The 15,388-nt window shown below is 37.4% G+C and carries 15 protein-coding genes and 2 pseudogenes; 1 reads left to right on the top strand and 16 read right to left on the bottom strand.

What is annotated here, in order from left to right; all coding sequences use genetic code 11:
* Positions 1-153: 153 nt before the first annotated feature.
* Positions 154-329: pseudogene (locus JCM9152_RS23455) on the top strand (IS5/IS1182 family transposase); the annotation flags it as partial.
* Between the two features lie 201 nt (positions 330-530).
* Here the strand turns inward: JCM9152_RS23455 and pseC are convergent.
* From pseC to JCM9152_RS16635, 16 genes and pseudogenes are all read right to left on the bottom strand, one after another.
* Positions 531-1,718: a UDP-4-amino-4,6-dideoxy-N-acetyl-beta-L-altrosamine transaminase gene (gene pseC, locus JCM9152_RS16710; RefSeq protein ID WP_035346459.1), complete on the bottom strand. Its 1,188-nt coding sequence runs from the start codon at positions 1,716-1,718 to the stop codon at positions 531-533.
* Positions 1,711-2,660 (bottom strand): annotated as a pseudogene (locus tag JCM9152_RS16705) (dTDP-glucose 4,6-dehydratase). The gene pseC and the pseudogene JCM9152_RS16705 overlap by 8 nt, the downstream one beginning before the upstream one ends.
* Positions 2,657-3,730 (bottom strand): pseudaminic acid synthase, encoded by a 1,074-nt coding sequence (pseI, locus tag JCM9152_RS16700; RefSeq protein ID WP_035346457.1) that lies wholly within the window; start codon positions 3,728-3,730, stop codon positions 2,657-2,659. Before pseI ends, JCM9152_RS16705 begins: the two are co-directional and overlap by 4 nt.
* Before the next feature lie 5 nt (positions 3,731-3,735).
* Complete coding sequence (pseG, locus tag JCM9152_RS16695) at positions 3,736-4,782, bottom strand: UDP-2,4-diacetamido-2,4,6-trideoxy-beta-L-altropyranose hydrolase (protein WP_035346455.1); 1,047 nt, start codon at positions 4,780-4,782, stop codon at positions 3,736-3,738.
* A 17-nt stretch (positions 4,783-4,799) separates the two neighbouring features.
* Positions 4,800-5,522 (bottom strand): cytidylyltransferase domain-containing protein, encoded by a 723-nt coding sequence (locus JCM9152_RS16690; protein WP_035346453.1) that lies wholly within the window; start codon positions 5,520-5,522, stop codon positions 4,800-4,802.
* A 17-nt stretch (positions 5,523-5,539) separates the two neighbouring features.
* Entirely contained in the window at positions 5,540-6,088 is a 549-nt protein-coding gene (gene pseH, locus JCM9152_RS16685) for a UDP-4-amino-4,6-dideoxy-N-acetyl-beta-L-altrosamine N-acetyltransferase (RefSeq protein ID WP_035346451.1), read from the bottom strand.
* A 14-nt stretch (positions 6,089-6,102) separates the two neighbouring features.
* Complete coding sequence (locus JCM9152_RS16680; protein WP_035346449.1) at positions 6,103-7,329, bottom strand: acyl-CoA reductase; 1,227 nt, start codon at positions 7,327-7,329, stop codon at positions 6,103-6,105.
* Positions 7,326-8,402: a LuxE/PaaK family acyltransferase gene (locus JCM9152_RS16675; RefSeq protein WP_035346447.1), complete on the bottom strand. Its 1,077-nt coding sequence runs from the start codon at positions 8,400-8,402 to the stop codon at positions 7,326-7,328. Before JCM9152_RS16675 ends, JCM9152_RS16680 begins: the two co-directional genes overlap by 4 nt.
* A gap of 4 nt (positions 8,403-8,406) precedes the next feature.
* Positions 8,407-9,765, bottom strand: a complete 1,359-nt coding sequence (locus JCM9152_RS16670) for an AMP-binding protein (protein WP_052016046.1) — start codon at positions 9,763-9,765, stop codon at positions 8,407-8,409.
* A gap of 16 nt (positions 9,766-9,781) precedes the next feature.
* Positions 9,782-10,525 carry an SDR family NAD(P)-dependent oxidoreductase gene (locus tag JCM9152_RS16665; protein ID WP_035346446.1) on the bottom strand — a complete coding sequence of 248 codons (744 nt, stop codon included), beginning with the start codon at positions 10,523-10,525 and terminating at the stop codon, positions 9,782-9,784.
* A complete protein-coding gene (locus JCM9152_RS16660) occupies positions 10,525-10,761 on the bottom strand; it encodes an acyl carrier protein (RefSeq protein ID WP_035346444.1) in 237 nt (78 codons plus the stop codon). The genes JCM9152_RS16665 and JCM9152_RS16660 overlap by 1 nt, the downstream gene beginning before the upstream one ends.
* A 128-nt stretch (positions 10,762-10,889) precedes the next feature.
* A complete protein-coding gene (locus JCM9152_RS16655; protein WP_035346442.1) occupies positions 10,890-12,050 on the bottom strand; it encodes a glycosyltransferase in 1,161 nt (386 codons plus the stop codon).
* A gap of 18 nt (positions 12,051-12,068) precedes the next feature.
* The gene (locus JCM9152_RS16650) at positions 12,069-12,842 is read right to left on the bottom strand and encodes a CDP-glycerol glycerophosphotransferase family protein (RefSeq protein WP_268870751.1); all 774 of its coding nucleotides are present in this window, start codon (positions 12,840-12,842) and stop codon (positions 12,069-12,071) included.
* The gene (locus JCM9152_RS16645) at positions 12,842-13,252 is read right to left on the bottom strand and encodes a hypothetical protein (RefSeq protein ID WP_035346437.1); all 411 of its coding nucleotides are present in this window, start codon (positions 13,250-13,252) and stop codon (positions 12,842-12,844) included. The genes JCM9152_RS16650 and JCM9152_RS16645 overlap by 1 nt, the downstream gene beginning before the upstream one ends.
* Before the next feature lie 286 nt (positions 13,253-13,538).
* A complete protein-coding gene (locus JCM9152_RS21500; RefSeq protein WP_052016044.1) occupies positions 13,539-14,735 on the bottom strand; it encodes a glycosyltransferase family 2 protein in 1,197 nt (398 codons plus the stop codon).
* Between the two features lie 21 nt (positions 14,736-14,756).
* Positions 14,757-15,377 (bottom strand): DapH/DapD/GlmU-related protein, encoded by a 621-nt coding sequence (locus JCM9152_RS16635; protein WP_035346435.1) that lies wholly within the window; start codon positions 15,375-15,377, stop codon positions 14,757-14,759.
* Positions 15,378-15,388 lie beyond the last annotated feature (11 nt).

Raw genomic sequence — 15,388 nt, 5'->3', positions numbered from 1 at the left:
GACTGCGCCGGTGGATTTCAACCTGCCCTTTCCTCCTGCAGGAGTCGGCCCTCCCATCCCGTCCGCTTTTTCTAGTGAAAAAAATAAAATTTTCGTCCTCCAAAAGAGATAGATGTCCATTTTTTTCTATAATCTAATTGATAAAAATGGACAATGATGTCTAACAAGTTGAAAGATAATCGGATGATGCAAACAGAGATGGTTTGGATTGAAAAGCTAGTTCGAGAAGACCACCTTGTTCGAAGTTAAATCAATCGTTGAAGTTTAACTTTATCTACGATTTAGTAAAAGATCTTTATTCTTCTGACAAAGGACGTTCAAGTATTGAAGCCGCAGGTTGTTGTGGTAGATGCCGGATACAAGACTCCAAGTATTGCGAAGAAACTTCAAGACGAAGAAGCCAAAGCTGTCATGCCGTATAAGCGTCCCACAGTGTCACCAACAAAAAACAGACGAAATAACGTAGAAACGCCTTTGAGAATCATATCTCAAAGGCGTTTTGTCTACGGTCTAAAGCTTAACGATATTCGTTAAGCCTCAACTCTATAATGATAATACACCTTTTTCACAGCTTCAATGACGTCAGTTACATCTTTATTCGTCATTGACGGAAAGATCGGTAACGTTATGACTTCTTCATACCAGTTATTCGCATTTGGGCAGTCAGCATGATACCCAAGCTGTTGATAATAAGGCTGTAAATAAACAGGTATATAATGGACATGAACACCGATATTTTCAGCTCTAAGTGCCTCGAAAATGGCTTTCCTGTCAACAGAAAAGCATTGGCTGTTAAACCTTAATATATATAAATGCCAACCAGATAACACGTCAGCATGAACTGTCGGGATCTCAATTCCTATCTCCTCAATGAAAGACTTGGTATAGATTGTAGCAATCTCTCTTCTTCTTTTCATAAACGAATCCAATTTATCCATTTGAGTAAACCCTAGTGCTGCTTGTATATCTGTCATTCTATAATTCATCCCAAGATCATGCATCTCGTAATACCAAGGACCATGGTATTCCAATAACCCATCTTTTTTTATTCCATGAGAACGAAACAATTCTAAACGCTCTGCATATTCAGAGCTATCTGTCACAATGATCCCGCCTTCTCCTGTCGTCACAGGCTTAACAGGGTGAAAGCTAAACATAGTCATATCTGCTTGAGTCCCAACTGGCTTTCCTTTGTATTGTGCCCCTAGAGAATGAGCTCCGTCACTAATATAAACGAGGTTATGCTTTTTTGCTAAATCACGAAAGCGGTCATACTCAACCGGTTGACCGGCAAAATCTACTGAAACGATTGCTCTCGTATTTACATTTATTTTCTTCTCTACTTGATTAGGAGATAACTGATACGTATATTCATCAATATCAGCAAACACCGGTTTCGCTCCAACATATAAGGCTGCGTTTGAAGTTGCAACAAACGTGATCGGAGTTGTGATCACCTCGTCGCCTTTTGTTAATCCAGCTGCATAATAAGCCGCATGAAGAGCAGCTGTTCCATTGGAAAACGCAACAGCGTATTTTGCCCCTACATATTCGGCCACTTTCCCCTCAAATCTTTCAATCATCGGTCCTTGCGTAATCATTGCACCACGAATGACCGACAGAACGGACTCAATATCCTTCTCATCAATTGATTGCTTCCCATAAGGAAGAAAAGAATCACGCACTGGTGCACCACCATCAATTGCCAATTTAACCATCAAGGTGTCCCTCTTTAATCCATGACTCCGTGCGCTTAATACCTTCCTCTAATGAAATCTCTGGCTGCCAATTCATTAGGTTGGAAGCTTTCTTGTAGTTACAGAGCAGCTTCTGAATTTCACTTTGAGGGTGGATATGCTCTACATGTTTAATTCGCTGCTTATCACCAACAATTTGATAGGCTAAATCATTTATCGTAATGTCTTTTCCTAATCCAGCATTTACAATTTCTCCGTTCACAGCATCATGAAACCCCGCATCTACTACAAATCTTGCACAATCTTCCACATAAAGCAAATCACGTGTTTGCGTACCATCCCCATAAATATTCAGGTTTTCACCATCTAGTTTTTTCTTAATAAAGATAGCGATCACGCCACCTTCACCACCTGTTTTCTGATAGGGACCATATGTGTTAAAGGGACGGACAACGACCACGGAAGATCATACGCATAATAATAAGATAAGACCATATTCTCAGCTGCAATTTTTGCACCTGCATAAGGAGAGGCTGGCTTCGTTGGATGTTCCTCTGTAATCCCTTCTTCATCCAAACAACGATCATATACCATACATGTACTCATAAAGACCACTTTTACATTATACTTTCGACACTGCTCCATCATATAAAACGTCCCAACCGTGTCGTTATTAAACGTAGTACGTGGGTCATCGATCGAATCTTGTACATTAATAGATGCCCCTAAATGATAACAAAGCTCAAACTCACTACCTGCAAACAGCTTTGTTAATAGCTCCTCATCTTTTAAATCACCTTTAACAAATTCAACGAAACAAGGATGTGGACGAAACTCTTCAATATTACGTTCCTGACCATTGGAAAGGTCATCTAAAACCGTTACTTGGTGACCTTCATCTAACAGTCTTTTCACAACCCAACGACCGATGAAGCCAGCTCCACCTGTTACAAGTACATTCATGATTCTGATTCTCCTTCTTCCATCAACACATCAAATGAAACGGGTTGACCTTTTTTCACAGCTTGTCTTACACATTTACCCATAACGAAGTCAAGGTATTTTGTCGGCAAACCTAACCCCGGACGGATAGCTCGAACATTTTTTGTCGTTAATGTTTCTCCAACCTTCAGATCTTCAGCAAAATATAACGATCTCCTATGCTTTAAGGACGGCTTTTCAGCTGTCGTCGGCCCGTAATGAATCACACCTAAGCTTTGCCATGCTTTCTTCGTCTCAGATACTAGCAACGCCATTTCATCCGGCTCCATAGAAAATGCAGAATCGACTCCACCATCCGCTCGTGACAATGTAAAGTGCTTTTCAATTACTGTTGCACCTAACGCAACACTTGCAACCGCAACTCCTACACCCATCGTATGATCTGAGAGTCCCACTTCACATTGAAATAAATCCTTCATATGTGGCATCGTTTTTAAGTTCGTATTTTCTGGAGTCGCTGGGTATGTACTCGTACACGTTAATAAAGCTAAATGCTCACATCCAGCTTCTCTTGCTGTACGAACAGCTTCATCAATTTCCGCTGCTGTTGCCATTCCTGTTGATATGATGACAGGTTTACCTGTTGCTGCGACTTTTTGTATAAGCGGTAAATCAACATTTTCAAACGAGGCAATTTTATAAGCAGGGGCTCCAATCGATTCAAGAAAATCAACCGCACTCTCATCAAAAGGCGAACTAAATGCAATGACCCCCAACTCTTCACAACGTTTGAAGATCGCTTCATGCCATTCCCATGGCGTATAAGCCTCTTGATACAACTGATACAAAGAATTGCCTTTCCAAAGGCTTGAATCATCTTCAATCCAAAAGGCCCCTTCCTTTACATCAAGAGTCATCGTATCTGCTGTATACGTCTGAAGCTTCACAGCATCAACGCCAGCGGTGGCAGCCGCTTCCACAATCGATAAAGCTCTTTCAAGCGACTGATTATGGTTACCAGACATTTCAGCTATAATAAATGGCGCTGTATGTGAACCAATTTCCCGGCCATTAATATGAAACTGTTTCATTCTCATCACCTCTCATTCGATTTCCATTTCAACATTTCAACAACAAATGGATGGATATCACTCTTGCGCGAACTTTTAAGTAAGTCCCAGCCTTTCTGCCGTATGTCCTTTAAACCTTCTTCGTGGTTAAAAGCCTCACGTAGTGCATGAACATATTCCTCGACACCTACGTCATCATGCCAGCCGATTAACTTAACGGCTCCAAAAGCATCTACGTCCATTGTTGATTGCTTTTGATTCTCCGCTACGATTGTCACATAGGACGCAAGACCAACATAGCAACGCTCCCACATCGTAACTCCACCAGCACCAAACGAAAACGTCGCCCGACTCATTAAGTCAGCTAAATAATCAATTTGACAGTGATAATGATACCCTAGACGAGCTACTTCCTTTTGAATCTTGTCTCGATTTGGGTTAGCCGTTCCAACGACAACGTCAACTCCCCAACCTTCTACCTCACTCTGTTCTAACGCAAGAAGAACCTTTTCTGTCTCATTTGTTGGATCACTTCCGCCGAAGAAGACTAATATCCGCTTATCGCCGAAAGAGCTATGCTTCACATGCTTAAATTCATCACGTAATAAAAGGTAAGCAGGTCCTAAAAACAGCTTACAATGATCTGGAACGAGCTTCATATAGCGATTTTCATAATGACGAAAATAATTTTGATCTAATAAAAGTTCACAATCGTGCTTTCGATTTGCTAAATCATCAATGACAGCTATTCGAGCCTGTAAACCATTTCCTACTCTCGTCTCCCAAACATGAGATAGCTGATAGTGATCGACTATAATCCAATCGAAATCTTTATCAATCTGTTGTAAAAAATGATCGGCATCCTTCTCTTCATCCCAATCACTTGCACCATCAAGCTCAATGATTTCATATGACTGCTCACGTAAATAAGAAAGCAAAGCTCCATTCTGTACCCTTTGCGCAAATGTCACATGAGAGCCTTGATCACGCAGTTGTTTCGCCAAAGTAAGGCAACGAAATACATGACCTGTTCCTATTTGTTCAGAACTATCCACTCGTATGCATACCTTCATTTGCCTCCCACTTCCTTCTAAACAACCGGCTTTTGTTCAATATGGGCATTTAACTTGGCCACATCGGGATGCTCATCTAAATAACGCACGACTTCTTTTGCTGAAACAAGCATATCTCCATTAAAATGCTCTGCTACCCTCTGACAAAGCTGATAATCTTCTTCCGTGTCTAATGTAATACGTAGTTCAGGCTTCCATCTATCTACAGGCACTTCATAAGTCGTCACATTAAATTGCTCAGCATATTCATACCCATAATAAGTCACATGCTCTCTATGCCGGTCAGCTGTACCGTGTTGATTAATATATTGTAAAGCCGACCAAGCAAATAGCTCCACCGCTAATCCCCGTGGCAATTCACCTTTTAATTCCACGTAATCAGCCGGCTCTAGCTTCATCTGCTCAATCACTTCATTTGCCATTTCATAATCAACAAACGGACAGTCAGAAGTGACTCGCATCACATAATCGGGCTCATACAACTTGGCACACTCCATATAACGCGAAAGAACATCTTGCTCTGAATCACGAAAGCAATCAATTTGCTGCTGCTTACACCACTGTTCAATCTTATCATCCTGTGGAAGAGTAGATGTTGCGACGATAACTTTATTCGCATTGACTTGTTTGCAGCGGTTAACGACATACTCTAATACAGGATGCTTCCCTAATGGTTTTAATATTTTCCCGGGCAATCGGCTTGAGCCCATGCGAGCTTGGATGATGATGATGGTTTTCATTTCGGATCCCTCTCCAATTAATTAGGTGAAATTTGTTCTACTTTAGGAAATAATTTTTTGAACCTTTCTTGCTTCATCTCCCATTCATCTGCTAACATTTCATATATATATACATCATGAAACGTACCGTATTTATATATATGCTTCTTCAAGCAACCGACCTCTCTACATCCATGAGATTGGTGCATCTTTCGAACAGCATCATTTCCTTCCATTACCTCACCTGTTAGCTTTAAGAGTCCTAATTCATAAAAAGCGTAATTATATAAGTGAGGGCCGATCATTCCTGCTATCATACTATACTTAGGTTCACCTATATAAAATGCCCAGCTGGCGTGTTTATGCGACCAATGTATATCATTAAGTGATACAAGACCTAGCTTCTTGCCTTTCGAAGCAACAATCCAATACATACTATTTCTATCCTTTTGTAGGTTTCGGTACCACCTTTCTTGTTGCTTCATATCTCCTTCGATATCGGTAAACATATAACGTGTTACAAATTCACTTTTCCGCCAGCGTAGAATCATTTCTAAGTCTTCTTTTTTTATCGTTAGAAACTCCACAAAATCGCTCCTATCTAAATTGAAATATCAATTTCCCTTGTGAAGTACATAAACATATTATAACCATCCCAAACATGATTAAATTGCAGGGCTTGTCCAATAGGAACAAGTCTATCCACACCTCTGCCATTTAACTTTTCAATCATTTGCACTAGTTCTTCTTTTTCAAAGCCGTGATGTGTAATCGTCTGATCTTCATCTCTAATGTATGGAATCAATTCATCCAAATGAGCAAGGTCTGTTTCTATAAACATCCCCATACCACAATGTCGACTTCTGATCGTAGCTGATAAATCACTCGTATGTAGACGCATAATTTCACTTGAAAGAGGAGTTTCAAGTTTCTCTATCGCATCCGTTGCAGCAAAGAAATAAGCTGTTGAAGTACGAAGCATTTTAGAAGCTGGAGAAATGGCATATCCTTGCACATGGACTTCATGTAGCAAAGCTTTCCAAAAACGATCTTTCGCCTCTAGAATATCTCGATCCTTGCCTACCCAAGCCACTAATCTAGGTGATGAACAAGCTAACTGATCAAACCAAAATGCATCGTTATAAAAATTGTGTGCCAACTTCCCTAGTTGCTCTTCTGAATGGTGTAAAACAGACTCTGCCGAGAGAACCGCACTTGAAAACCTGTTTGCAAAGACGAGTTCTGTTGCAAGAGGGGCAAGAGGAATCGAGCGAATCGTACGAACTGTATCATCCCCTCCCCAAATGACTCGACAATGGCAATACTGAGATAAAAATGCAGTTACATTTACATCATGCTCATATCGACATATACATGTTCTTTTCTTAATTGCTTCGTAATCTCCTTGATCTAGTAAATGAACTAATAGATCAATCAATCGCTCAAGCTGTACATTTTCTCGTCTTGAAACTCTTATTATATTTGTGTTCCCTGATAATAGAGAAACCACCCAAGAATAAATAAAAATAGTATCCACATTAGACGGAGCAAAGTGCAAGACAGCACCTCTTGCTTTTATTACTTTATTTTCATTTTGTTTGTAGAATTCTTTCCTCATTTCATAAATTCGAGCTTTTCTCAACCAATAACCTAAAGCGACCATGTCAGGATATTGTCTCATCACAGTATCTTTCATTAAAACACGAGATAAGTCCTGTAAGAAATCTAACACAACCGGAGAAAAAGGCTTCAATACAGGGATAGAGGACATTTCTTGAATATATTCTTTCCAATCTATATTTAATTCCTTTGGAAATAAAACGTTCATCCTCTCGCTCCCTTCTGGTCGTATGCAACTGTATCACTACAACCTCTAACCTCCGCTTTCGGTAATCGCCCTTCTACTTGAAAAAATTTTCCTAATCTACCACACGAGCATGTATCTTCTCCAAGCAAAACACCAACATCCTCTGTTAAAAGACTGTGTCCTGGATAGCTTTTTGGTAACGTACTTACGACTTGCAGTAGCCCTTTTTCTCCAATGGGAAGAGCGTCATAGGTCATTGGATCACGAACGATAATATCAGCGAAATCTGGAGTGTGAAAATGACCATACTCACATTCAATAAAAATGGAACCAACTTGTTCAACCATTCCATAATAATTATGAACTCTCTTTAACCCAAATTGGTTAAATAATGCTTGTTTAAACTGTTCATTAGAAACCGCTTCTTCCTTTAGCTTCTTCCAGCCACCACCATGAACAAGAATACCTTTTGATAAATCAATAAACCGATTATACTTCTGACAAGCTTGTAAAAAATATTGCCAAACGATAAAAGTAAATCCAAATAGAAAGATTTCCTCACCTTTATGCTCCCTTAAAAACTCTTCTAATCCGCCCCAATCAATATTCATTTCTTCATCTAATAAGTAGAAGTGCTTTCTTCCAAAGTTTGAAAAGCCTACAATCCCTGCTCCTCTCGCACTAAAGGCTTGACGGTTCTTAATTACACCCTTACTATCTATAATAATCATCGGTACGCGTTTCTTTCCTAATAATGACGTCATAATTGAAGCTAACGCTTTTGTCTGCTTAACAGATGTATCTTTATCTAAAAAAATCTTTGATACTTGTTGGCCTGTTGTCCCACTTGAAGTTAAGGTTTTTACAATGCTTTCTTTAGGCACAGAATATAAATCAAGCATTTTAAATACTTGAACAGGTAAAAAAGGAAGCTCATTCAGGTGAGCACATGGAAACACTGACATATGGTGAATCATATTACGATAGGGCAGACATTTTTGCAAATGGTCATGTGTACGTTCATTTAATTCATTTAATAATGCTCTTTTCTTTTCATTAGCCCTCAGCATAAAAGGCTCTTTATGAATGCCCATATGATCACCCCATTAATTGTTTATAGTCAACCTTTCCATTCGCGAGACGCGGAATCGCTTCAACGATGATGACGCTATAAGAAGAATGATGAAGACCATAGACGTCCCCAACAAATCGTTTCACCTTATCCAGGTAATGGCCTTCCTCAATCGCTATGACCATCCGTTCATCTGTCCCTGTGCAGGCTACTACAAGTTGAAATTTCTGTTCTATCGTCTTTTCTACATCATCTAGACTAATACGTAAACCAAAAAGCTTCACAAACCGATTCTTTCGTCCAATAATAGAATAGAACCCTTCGTTAGTAACCTCAGCTAAATCACCTGTGAAAAGGACTCCATTACATTCGTCTCCCTTTTCTAAATCCATACGAGAAAAGGCATAACCTAACATCACATTCGGCCCTTTATAAATGAGTTCCTTCGAGTTTTCATCTATTGAAAATTCACCATCTGGTATTGATATTCCAATAGAACCTATATGGTTTTGAAGGTATTCTGGTGGCATATAGCTCATTCTCGCAGTCGCTTCGGTTTGTCCATACATCACGTAGAAACGAGCATCTTTTTGTTTTGCGCTTTCCTGAAAATAGTTAATCAGTTTAGCTGAGAGTCGGCCACCAGCTTGAGTAAAAGAACGTAATGTAGGAAGCTCTATTTGATTAAAACGAAGTCGGTGTAACATTTGATATGTATATGGAACACCTGCAAATGAAGTAGCTTCATATTGATTGAACCTCTGCCAAAACTCCTTAGAGATCACACTTTCATTATTGATAAGCATCGTAGCTCTAACCTTCAAATGACTATTAATAACTGAAAGCCCATAAGAATATTGCATAGGTAAGCTTAATAGCGGGCGCTCTGTTTGATTCAATTGCAAATACGTTGCAATAGATGCTGCATTCGCTTCTAAATTAGAATAGGATAAACGAACAAATTTCACACTTCCTGTAGTACCTGACGTACTTAGCAAAACAGCAAGCTCTGGATAAATCGATAGGCCCTCATTTTCTTTTCGAATGAACAAATTTTGTTTTATTTGTTCATAGTCAGCATGAACACCTTGTATATCCGCATGTATCCAATCTGGCTTATACGTAGTAACGATTGTGTCTATTAAGGGCTTATGAACCTTCTCATCTAGCAACATGACCGCATCTCCACTTTGCAATGCACCAAGATAAGCAACAATATCCTGTAACCTATTTTGGCACAGGATAAGTCCAAGTCTCTTATCATTCGATGCGATCTCATTTGTAAAATAGTTTATTTGTTTTTGTAAATCATCGTACGTATGAGTGTGTCCATTCTGTTCAATGATGGCAATTTGTCCCGTTGGCTGTAATTCCCAGAATTTCATACGTTCATCCCTTTCTTTAAACAATCATTCCCCCATCAATGCCCAATACTTGACCAGTCACATAACTAGACATATCTGAAGCTAAATACAATACTCCGGTCGCCACTTCTTCTGGTTGACCGGCTCGCTTCATTTTAATAGTTGATAAACGTTTCTTATAATTCTCCTCATCCAATGAGCGAGTCATATCCGTATCAATAAAACCCGGTGCAACAGCATTAACTCTTATGTTAGTTGAGGCTAGCTCCTTAGCAGCAGACTTAGTTGCTCCCACAATGGCGGCTTTACTTGCAGCGTAAACGACCTGTCCAACTTCTCCTACTACCCCCATAATGGAGCTAATATTAACAATCGATCCGCTCCTTTGTTTCATCATTAGACGAGATGCATATTGCATATGATAAAGAGCAGCATTCACGTTCACATCCATTACCTGATTCATTTGGCTCGGTTGAATCATTCCAATTAATCCATCAGAAAGAATACCTGCATTGTTAACAAGCACATCAAGACGACCATACTCCTTTTTAACCATGCGAAAAGCAGACTTAATCTCATCTTGATCAGTTACATCATAGGGAAGGACTAAGCTGGAGCATCCATACCTATCTTGAATTTCCCGGTCTAAATGACGTAATGCTTCTTCATCACGTCCATTTATAATGACGCTAGCACCATGTTCAGCAAATACTAAAGCTATGGCTCGACCTATACCTTTAGATGCTCCAGTAACAAATGCTACTTTTTTTTTCAATAACATTAAAATTCAACCTCATACTTCGTTAATATTCTTTTCGCCTCAGCAAATGAACTCATATCAATAACATCATCTGTATCAAGCATTATGTCAAATTGATCATCGATTTCTGCCACAAGTGCCATATGAGCAATCGAATCCCATTCAGGGATGCTATTATAAGTTAGATCATCTGTAACAAGTGATTCATCTATATTTAGACTTTCTGCGAAGATAGTGCGTAGTTTTTCTGTGTTCATGTTATCTAACCCCTCTTTTAATCACTATTAGTAATATCGGCTTATTATTGATTTATTTTAGCATATGATATAATTAACAAACATACAAAATTCCCCAAATGAAAGCATTGGGGAATAACCTAATAGTATTATTTACTATATCTTAATAATGATTTCCTTAACATTCTCCAGGTAAACTTATATTCAAGATTATGTTTATTTTGATTTATCAACTCACAATTATATGATGCATCTAAGTATCCAGGAAATAATTCAAGCGCCTTTTCAAAATTCTTTTTTGCACTTTTTACATCACCCAAAATAGCTTGTAAAACTCCTAAATTATTTAATGCCGCACCATTACTGCTGTTCTTAGCTACTACTAATTCTAAATCGTGTTTAGCATGAACATATTCTTTTTTCTTTATTTTGTAAAGTGCTTTCAAAAAGAACAGGTCAGCAGCATAATCGTTATCGTTTATATTTTGTATCTCGTTGTATCCGTCAACCCAATGGCCTAAACGATAAAGCATAGAAGTATATTCAAGTTTATTAAGAGTATAAGGCAGGCTCCGTTTAAATATTGCATTCCTAATCTCTTCTAACTTAAATCTGTTTAAAATTGAATTTTCTCCATGTACAGCATTTCTTATTTCATTTGTTGTATTATTTTCATGTCTTCTTACTTTAGCTATTGCATCCTCTACATATAAAAAGCCATAGTGCTTGGACATTCGTAACCATAAATCCCAATCTTCATTTAAAGCTAGGGATTCATCAAACCCTCCTAAATCGAGTACCTTATCTTTTTTTACTAATAGTCCAGAAGGAGTTATTATTTGGTTTCTTAATAAGAAATACCCAAATGACTCCTTCGCAGGGACTTGTTTCCCTTTTATAAGGTCTCCTAATGATTGACCTTCTTTTTCAATCTGTTGATAAGAAGGATAAACCGCTCCCCACTTATCAACATTACTTTTGGATTGACTTAAAAGAATGTCTACTTGCTTTTTTAACAAGTTCTTATCAACTATATCATCTGCGTCTAAAAATAATATCCAATCACCTGTAGCCCTTTTTATACCTATGTTTCGCGCTGAAGAAACCCCTTTATTCTCTATTTGATGAATGATCTTCAATCCATTGAACCTTGATTGAAACTCTTTAGCTATCTTAAGAGTATCGTCTTGACTACAATCATCTATAATAATAATTTCTGCGAGTGGATAGCTTTGGTTTATTAAGCTATTTAATGCAAACCTTAAATATTTTTCTGCATTGTAAGCAGGAACAATTGCAGATATATTCATCTCTTATCCCCTTCTCTATCATGAGTATATTTCTAGGAAAATCTCTTTTTCAAAGGATTGATTACTTTTGTATAAAGGGTAAATTTTCAAATCTTTAAATTCTTTGATTAAATCCTCATATATCTCTTCTTCGTAAGCTTGGGATGAAATTAAAATAACATCTGCTCCTAATTGATTGATCATATTTTTAGAATGCACAGGAATTTCATTAATGTACGTTCCGACCTTGCTAGGATCCTTGTCGACAACGGCAATAACATTAATACTTTCCAATTTATTCAATAACCTTGTTGTATGATCTCCAGCACCATATATAATAATTTTGCTATTACTTGTATCTATTTGCTTCTTCAAAAGGGTATTAATTCCGGAATAACCTTTTACCTGAGTCTGTCTTCTTGATGGTAAGTGAACTTTATTGGCTTCGACAAATTTCACCAATGCCTTGCTTGCCCTTTCTGATGCCCTGCCATCAGTATACTTATATACTCCTTGAACAGCCTTTTTTCGTAATTCTTTCTGCTCTAACGGATCTTCCAAAGCCTTTTCAATCGAGGAAATGAATTGATTAGGTTCATCACAGTTTATACCAACATTAGCAAACTCCCAAAATCGTAAGCCGTGCTCTACTTTTCGTCTATACCATGGAGCATTTAACACCACTACAGGCCTTCCCGTACTTGCAAATTCATATAATGTAGACATATGATCACATATATATAAATCAGCTCTATTCATGACTTCATTAAAATCTTTAACAACTTCAAATCCGTATTCTTCATAGTACGGAATTAGTGTTCAATCATTAGAGGGTGCCCATGACCTAATACACACCAATTTTTCTTTTCAGCTTCTTCGGCTAAGCATTTTAAAGACTCTTTAAAATGCGGGAACGACGTTCTCGTTTCGGGTACAAAATTACGATCATAGTGAAACGATAGAGCTATTACCGGCCTTGGATTTTGAGGTGGTTCAAAACTTCTATACCATTCATCTAACTTAGGACAACCAACAACTTCTATTGTGGTATTAGGATACCTTTCCTTAAAAACTTGTCCAATATGATCATTTGGAAGGATGTCAAGAATAACATTTTTTCGAAACGGAACTAACGTATACTCTTTTTCTTTATAGGTTTGACCAGCGCCATGACTAACTAAAGCAATAGGTCTATTAATTGTATCAATAAAATCACCATACATACTAGGAATAACAAGAAGTCTATTTTTCTGTTAGATAACTCATGAATTATGTGCTGTAGATTACTAGATATCTTAAAATGATCATCAATTGTAGGTATAAAAAACTGGTTTATTTCATGTATGTGAGTACTCACATAAAAATTCCCTTTATATTTTGGAGGAAGCGAATCCCATATAGGAAATAAATGTTCGAAGTAATGATGTTTCCAAGCAAAAAAGTCAATGGCTTTACTATTATTCATCTACTCACCTTTTTTGAAGTATTGATAAACTAAGTTACCTTAATCTAATATTCGCTAATATCATTCATAGTTAGTACATTTAAAGCTGGATTATAATCTAGTAATTGTTTTTTTATTTCTACATATTGTTTTCCCCAAACAGTAATAACTACTAAATTAATACCGTTTTTATTTTCGACTAAGCTTTCTGGATGAACGATATGTACGTTTTCCACAGTCTGTCCATAATGATAATTATCTAAAAACAGCGATACGCCAACATTATGATCATTAAGATGTTTCTTTATTTCTTTAGCTGTATCCGCCACTCCAAAAATAGCAACTTTAATTGATTTCTCCTTTTGTTTATGCATGTAATTAATAATCGCCCTTGCCCATATTCCCCCATCATTTGCTACCTTTTTATAGAACTCCAACGTATATAATACTTTTTGCTTTTTTTTAGTTATAATTCCATCGTGTAGTTTCAATGTACTTTTGTTAAATTCCTCAAGCAATTTTAACTTATTTTCATATAGTTTAATACGATTCCTTTTATGATTCCTTACACGGTTAGACCAAGAACCTACTACGCCTTTCCGATAAACGGACATGATTCCATCTAAATAACTAACATATCCATGAGATATACATAATAGCCTTAAAGCATCATCACCTGTAGAATAAAAGTACCAATTTGGGAGGTCATTAAATATTCTTTTTTGGAAAAAAAATGATGATGTATGGTTTATTTCAGCCCCCTGCATAATTATTTCATCATTAGACCTAACTATATTATTATCTGATGGTTTTCGAATGTCTTCTTCTTCATTCATCATTTTATTAAAAGTTATAACCTTTGTTGCATGAGTACAAAGAGAGCATGTAGGATTCGCTTCCATATAATCAAACTGCTTCTGCAACTTATATGGATCGGTCCAATAGTCATCCCCTTCACATAAAGCTATATATTTTCCTTTTGCTTTAGGGATTAAAAATTGTGCTGTCACCCTTCTAATACCTTTAGAGTATTGATTTTCATTTTGATAAATGGGCTTAATGAAATTTGGGTATTTTCTTTCATAATATTCAACTATTTCTTTTGTTTTATCTGTTGATGCATCATCATGTATTATTATCTCAAAATCAAAATCAGTTTTTTGCATCAAAAAACTTTCAATCGCATCAGAGATAAAGTTCTCATGATTATAAGTCATACAACAAACACTGATGATAGGTTTGTTACAATGAGAACTCCCCACAACAACATTAAACCTCCTTCATTATTCTATTGGATCATATTTTCCGCAAAACTCTTCTATTGACAGATTTCGAAAGTCAGCCATAGAGTCTTTAATCTTACTATGATCCCAATCCCACCAGGCAATCCTTAATAATGCATTTTCAATTTCACTGCTAAATCTCCTTCGTATCGGTTTTGCCTCAACTCCAGCAACAATAGTGTAGGGCGCAACGTCTTTCGTTACTACAGCCCCACCTCCAACTACTGCACCCGTACCAATAGACACACCAGGCATAATTAAAGCCGCTTGTCCTATCCAAACATCATGACCAATTGTAACTTTTTGCTCTCTTCTCGACTGAAAAAAGTTTTGATCATTTTCACCAAGATCATACTGAGAAGATCTGTAAGTAAAATTGGCAAGAGCAGGCCTTGAAATTGGATGATTCCCAGCATTTATTCTCGTGAAAGGGGCAATCGCGCAAAATTTCCCAACGTTAGTGTATATCATTTCTGAATCATGTAACACGTATGAATAATCTCCTATATTGCTTTCCGTAACTCGAACCCGTTCATCAATTTCAGTCCATTTTCCAATTTGACTAAATCTAACTTTAGCAGTTTCGTGTATAGTTGGACCTGTTGAATTCAATTTTTTCATATTGTCACTCC

Source organism: Halalkalibacter hemicellulosilyticusJCM 9152 (assembly GCF_000513115.1).
GTDB classification, from domain to species: domain Bacteria; phylum Bacillota; class Bacilli; order Bacillales; family Bacillaceae_D; genus Halalkalibacter; species Halalkalibacter hemicellulosilyticus.
Note: the sequence above shows the minus strand (reverse complement) of the source record. Positions and strands in the feature narration are given on the sequence as shown.

Coding starts and splice junctions, on each gene's coding strand:
- pseC (WP_035346459.1), bottom strand. CDS start 1,718: ATGGTTAAATTGGCAATTGATGGTGGTGCACCAGTGCGTGATTCTTTT.
- pseI (WP_035346457.1), bottom strand. CDS start 3,730: ATGAAACAGTTTCATATTAATGGCCGGGAAATTGGTTCACATACAGCG.
- pseG (WP_035346455.1), bottom strand. CDS start 4,782: ATGAAGGTATGCATACGAGTGGATAGTTCTGAACAAATAGGAACAGGT.
- JCM9152_RS16690 (WP_035346453.1), bottom strand. CDS start 5,522: ATGAAAACCATCATCATCATCCAAGCTCGCATGGGCTCAAGCCGATTG.
- JCM9152_RS16680 (WP_035346449.1), bottom strand. CDS start 7,329: ATGAACGTTTTATTTCCAAAGGAATTAAATATAGATTGGAAAGAATAT.
- JCM9152_RS16675 (WP_035346447.1), bottom strand. CDS start 8,402: ATGGGCATTCATAAAGAGCCTTTTATGCTGAGGGCTAATGAAAAGAAA.
- JCM9152_RS16670 (WP_052016046.1), bottom strand. CDS start 9,765: ATGAAATTCTGGGAATTACAGCCAACGGGACAAATTGCCATCATTGAA.
- JCM9152_RS16665 (WP_035346446.1), bottom strand. CDS start 10,525: ATGTTATTGAAAAAAAAAGTAGCATTTGTTACTGGAGCATCTAAAGGT.
- JCM9152_RS16660 (WP_035346444.1), bottom strand. CDS start 10,761: ATGAACACAGAAAAACTACGCACTATCTTCGCAGAAAGTCTAAATATA.
- JCM9152_RS16655 (WP_035346442.1), bottom strand. CDS start 12,050: ATGAATATATCTGCAATTGTTCCTGCTTACAATGCAGAAAAATATTTA.
- JCM9152_RS16645 (WP_035346437.1), bottom strand. CDS start 13,252: ATGTATGGTGATTTTATTGATACAATTAATAGACCTATTGCTTTAGTT.
- JCM9152_RS16635 (WP_035346435.1), bottom strand. CDS start 15,377: ATGAAAAAATTGAATTCAACAGGTCCAACTATACACGAAACTGCTAAA.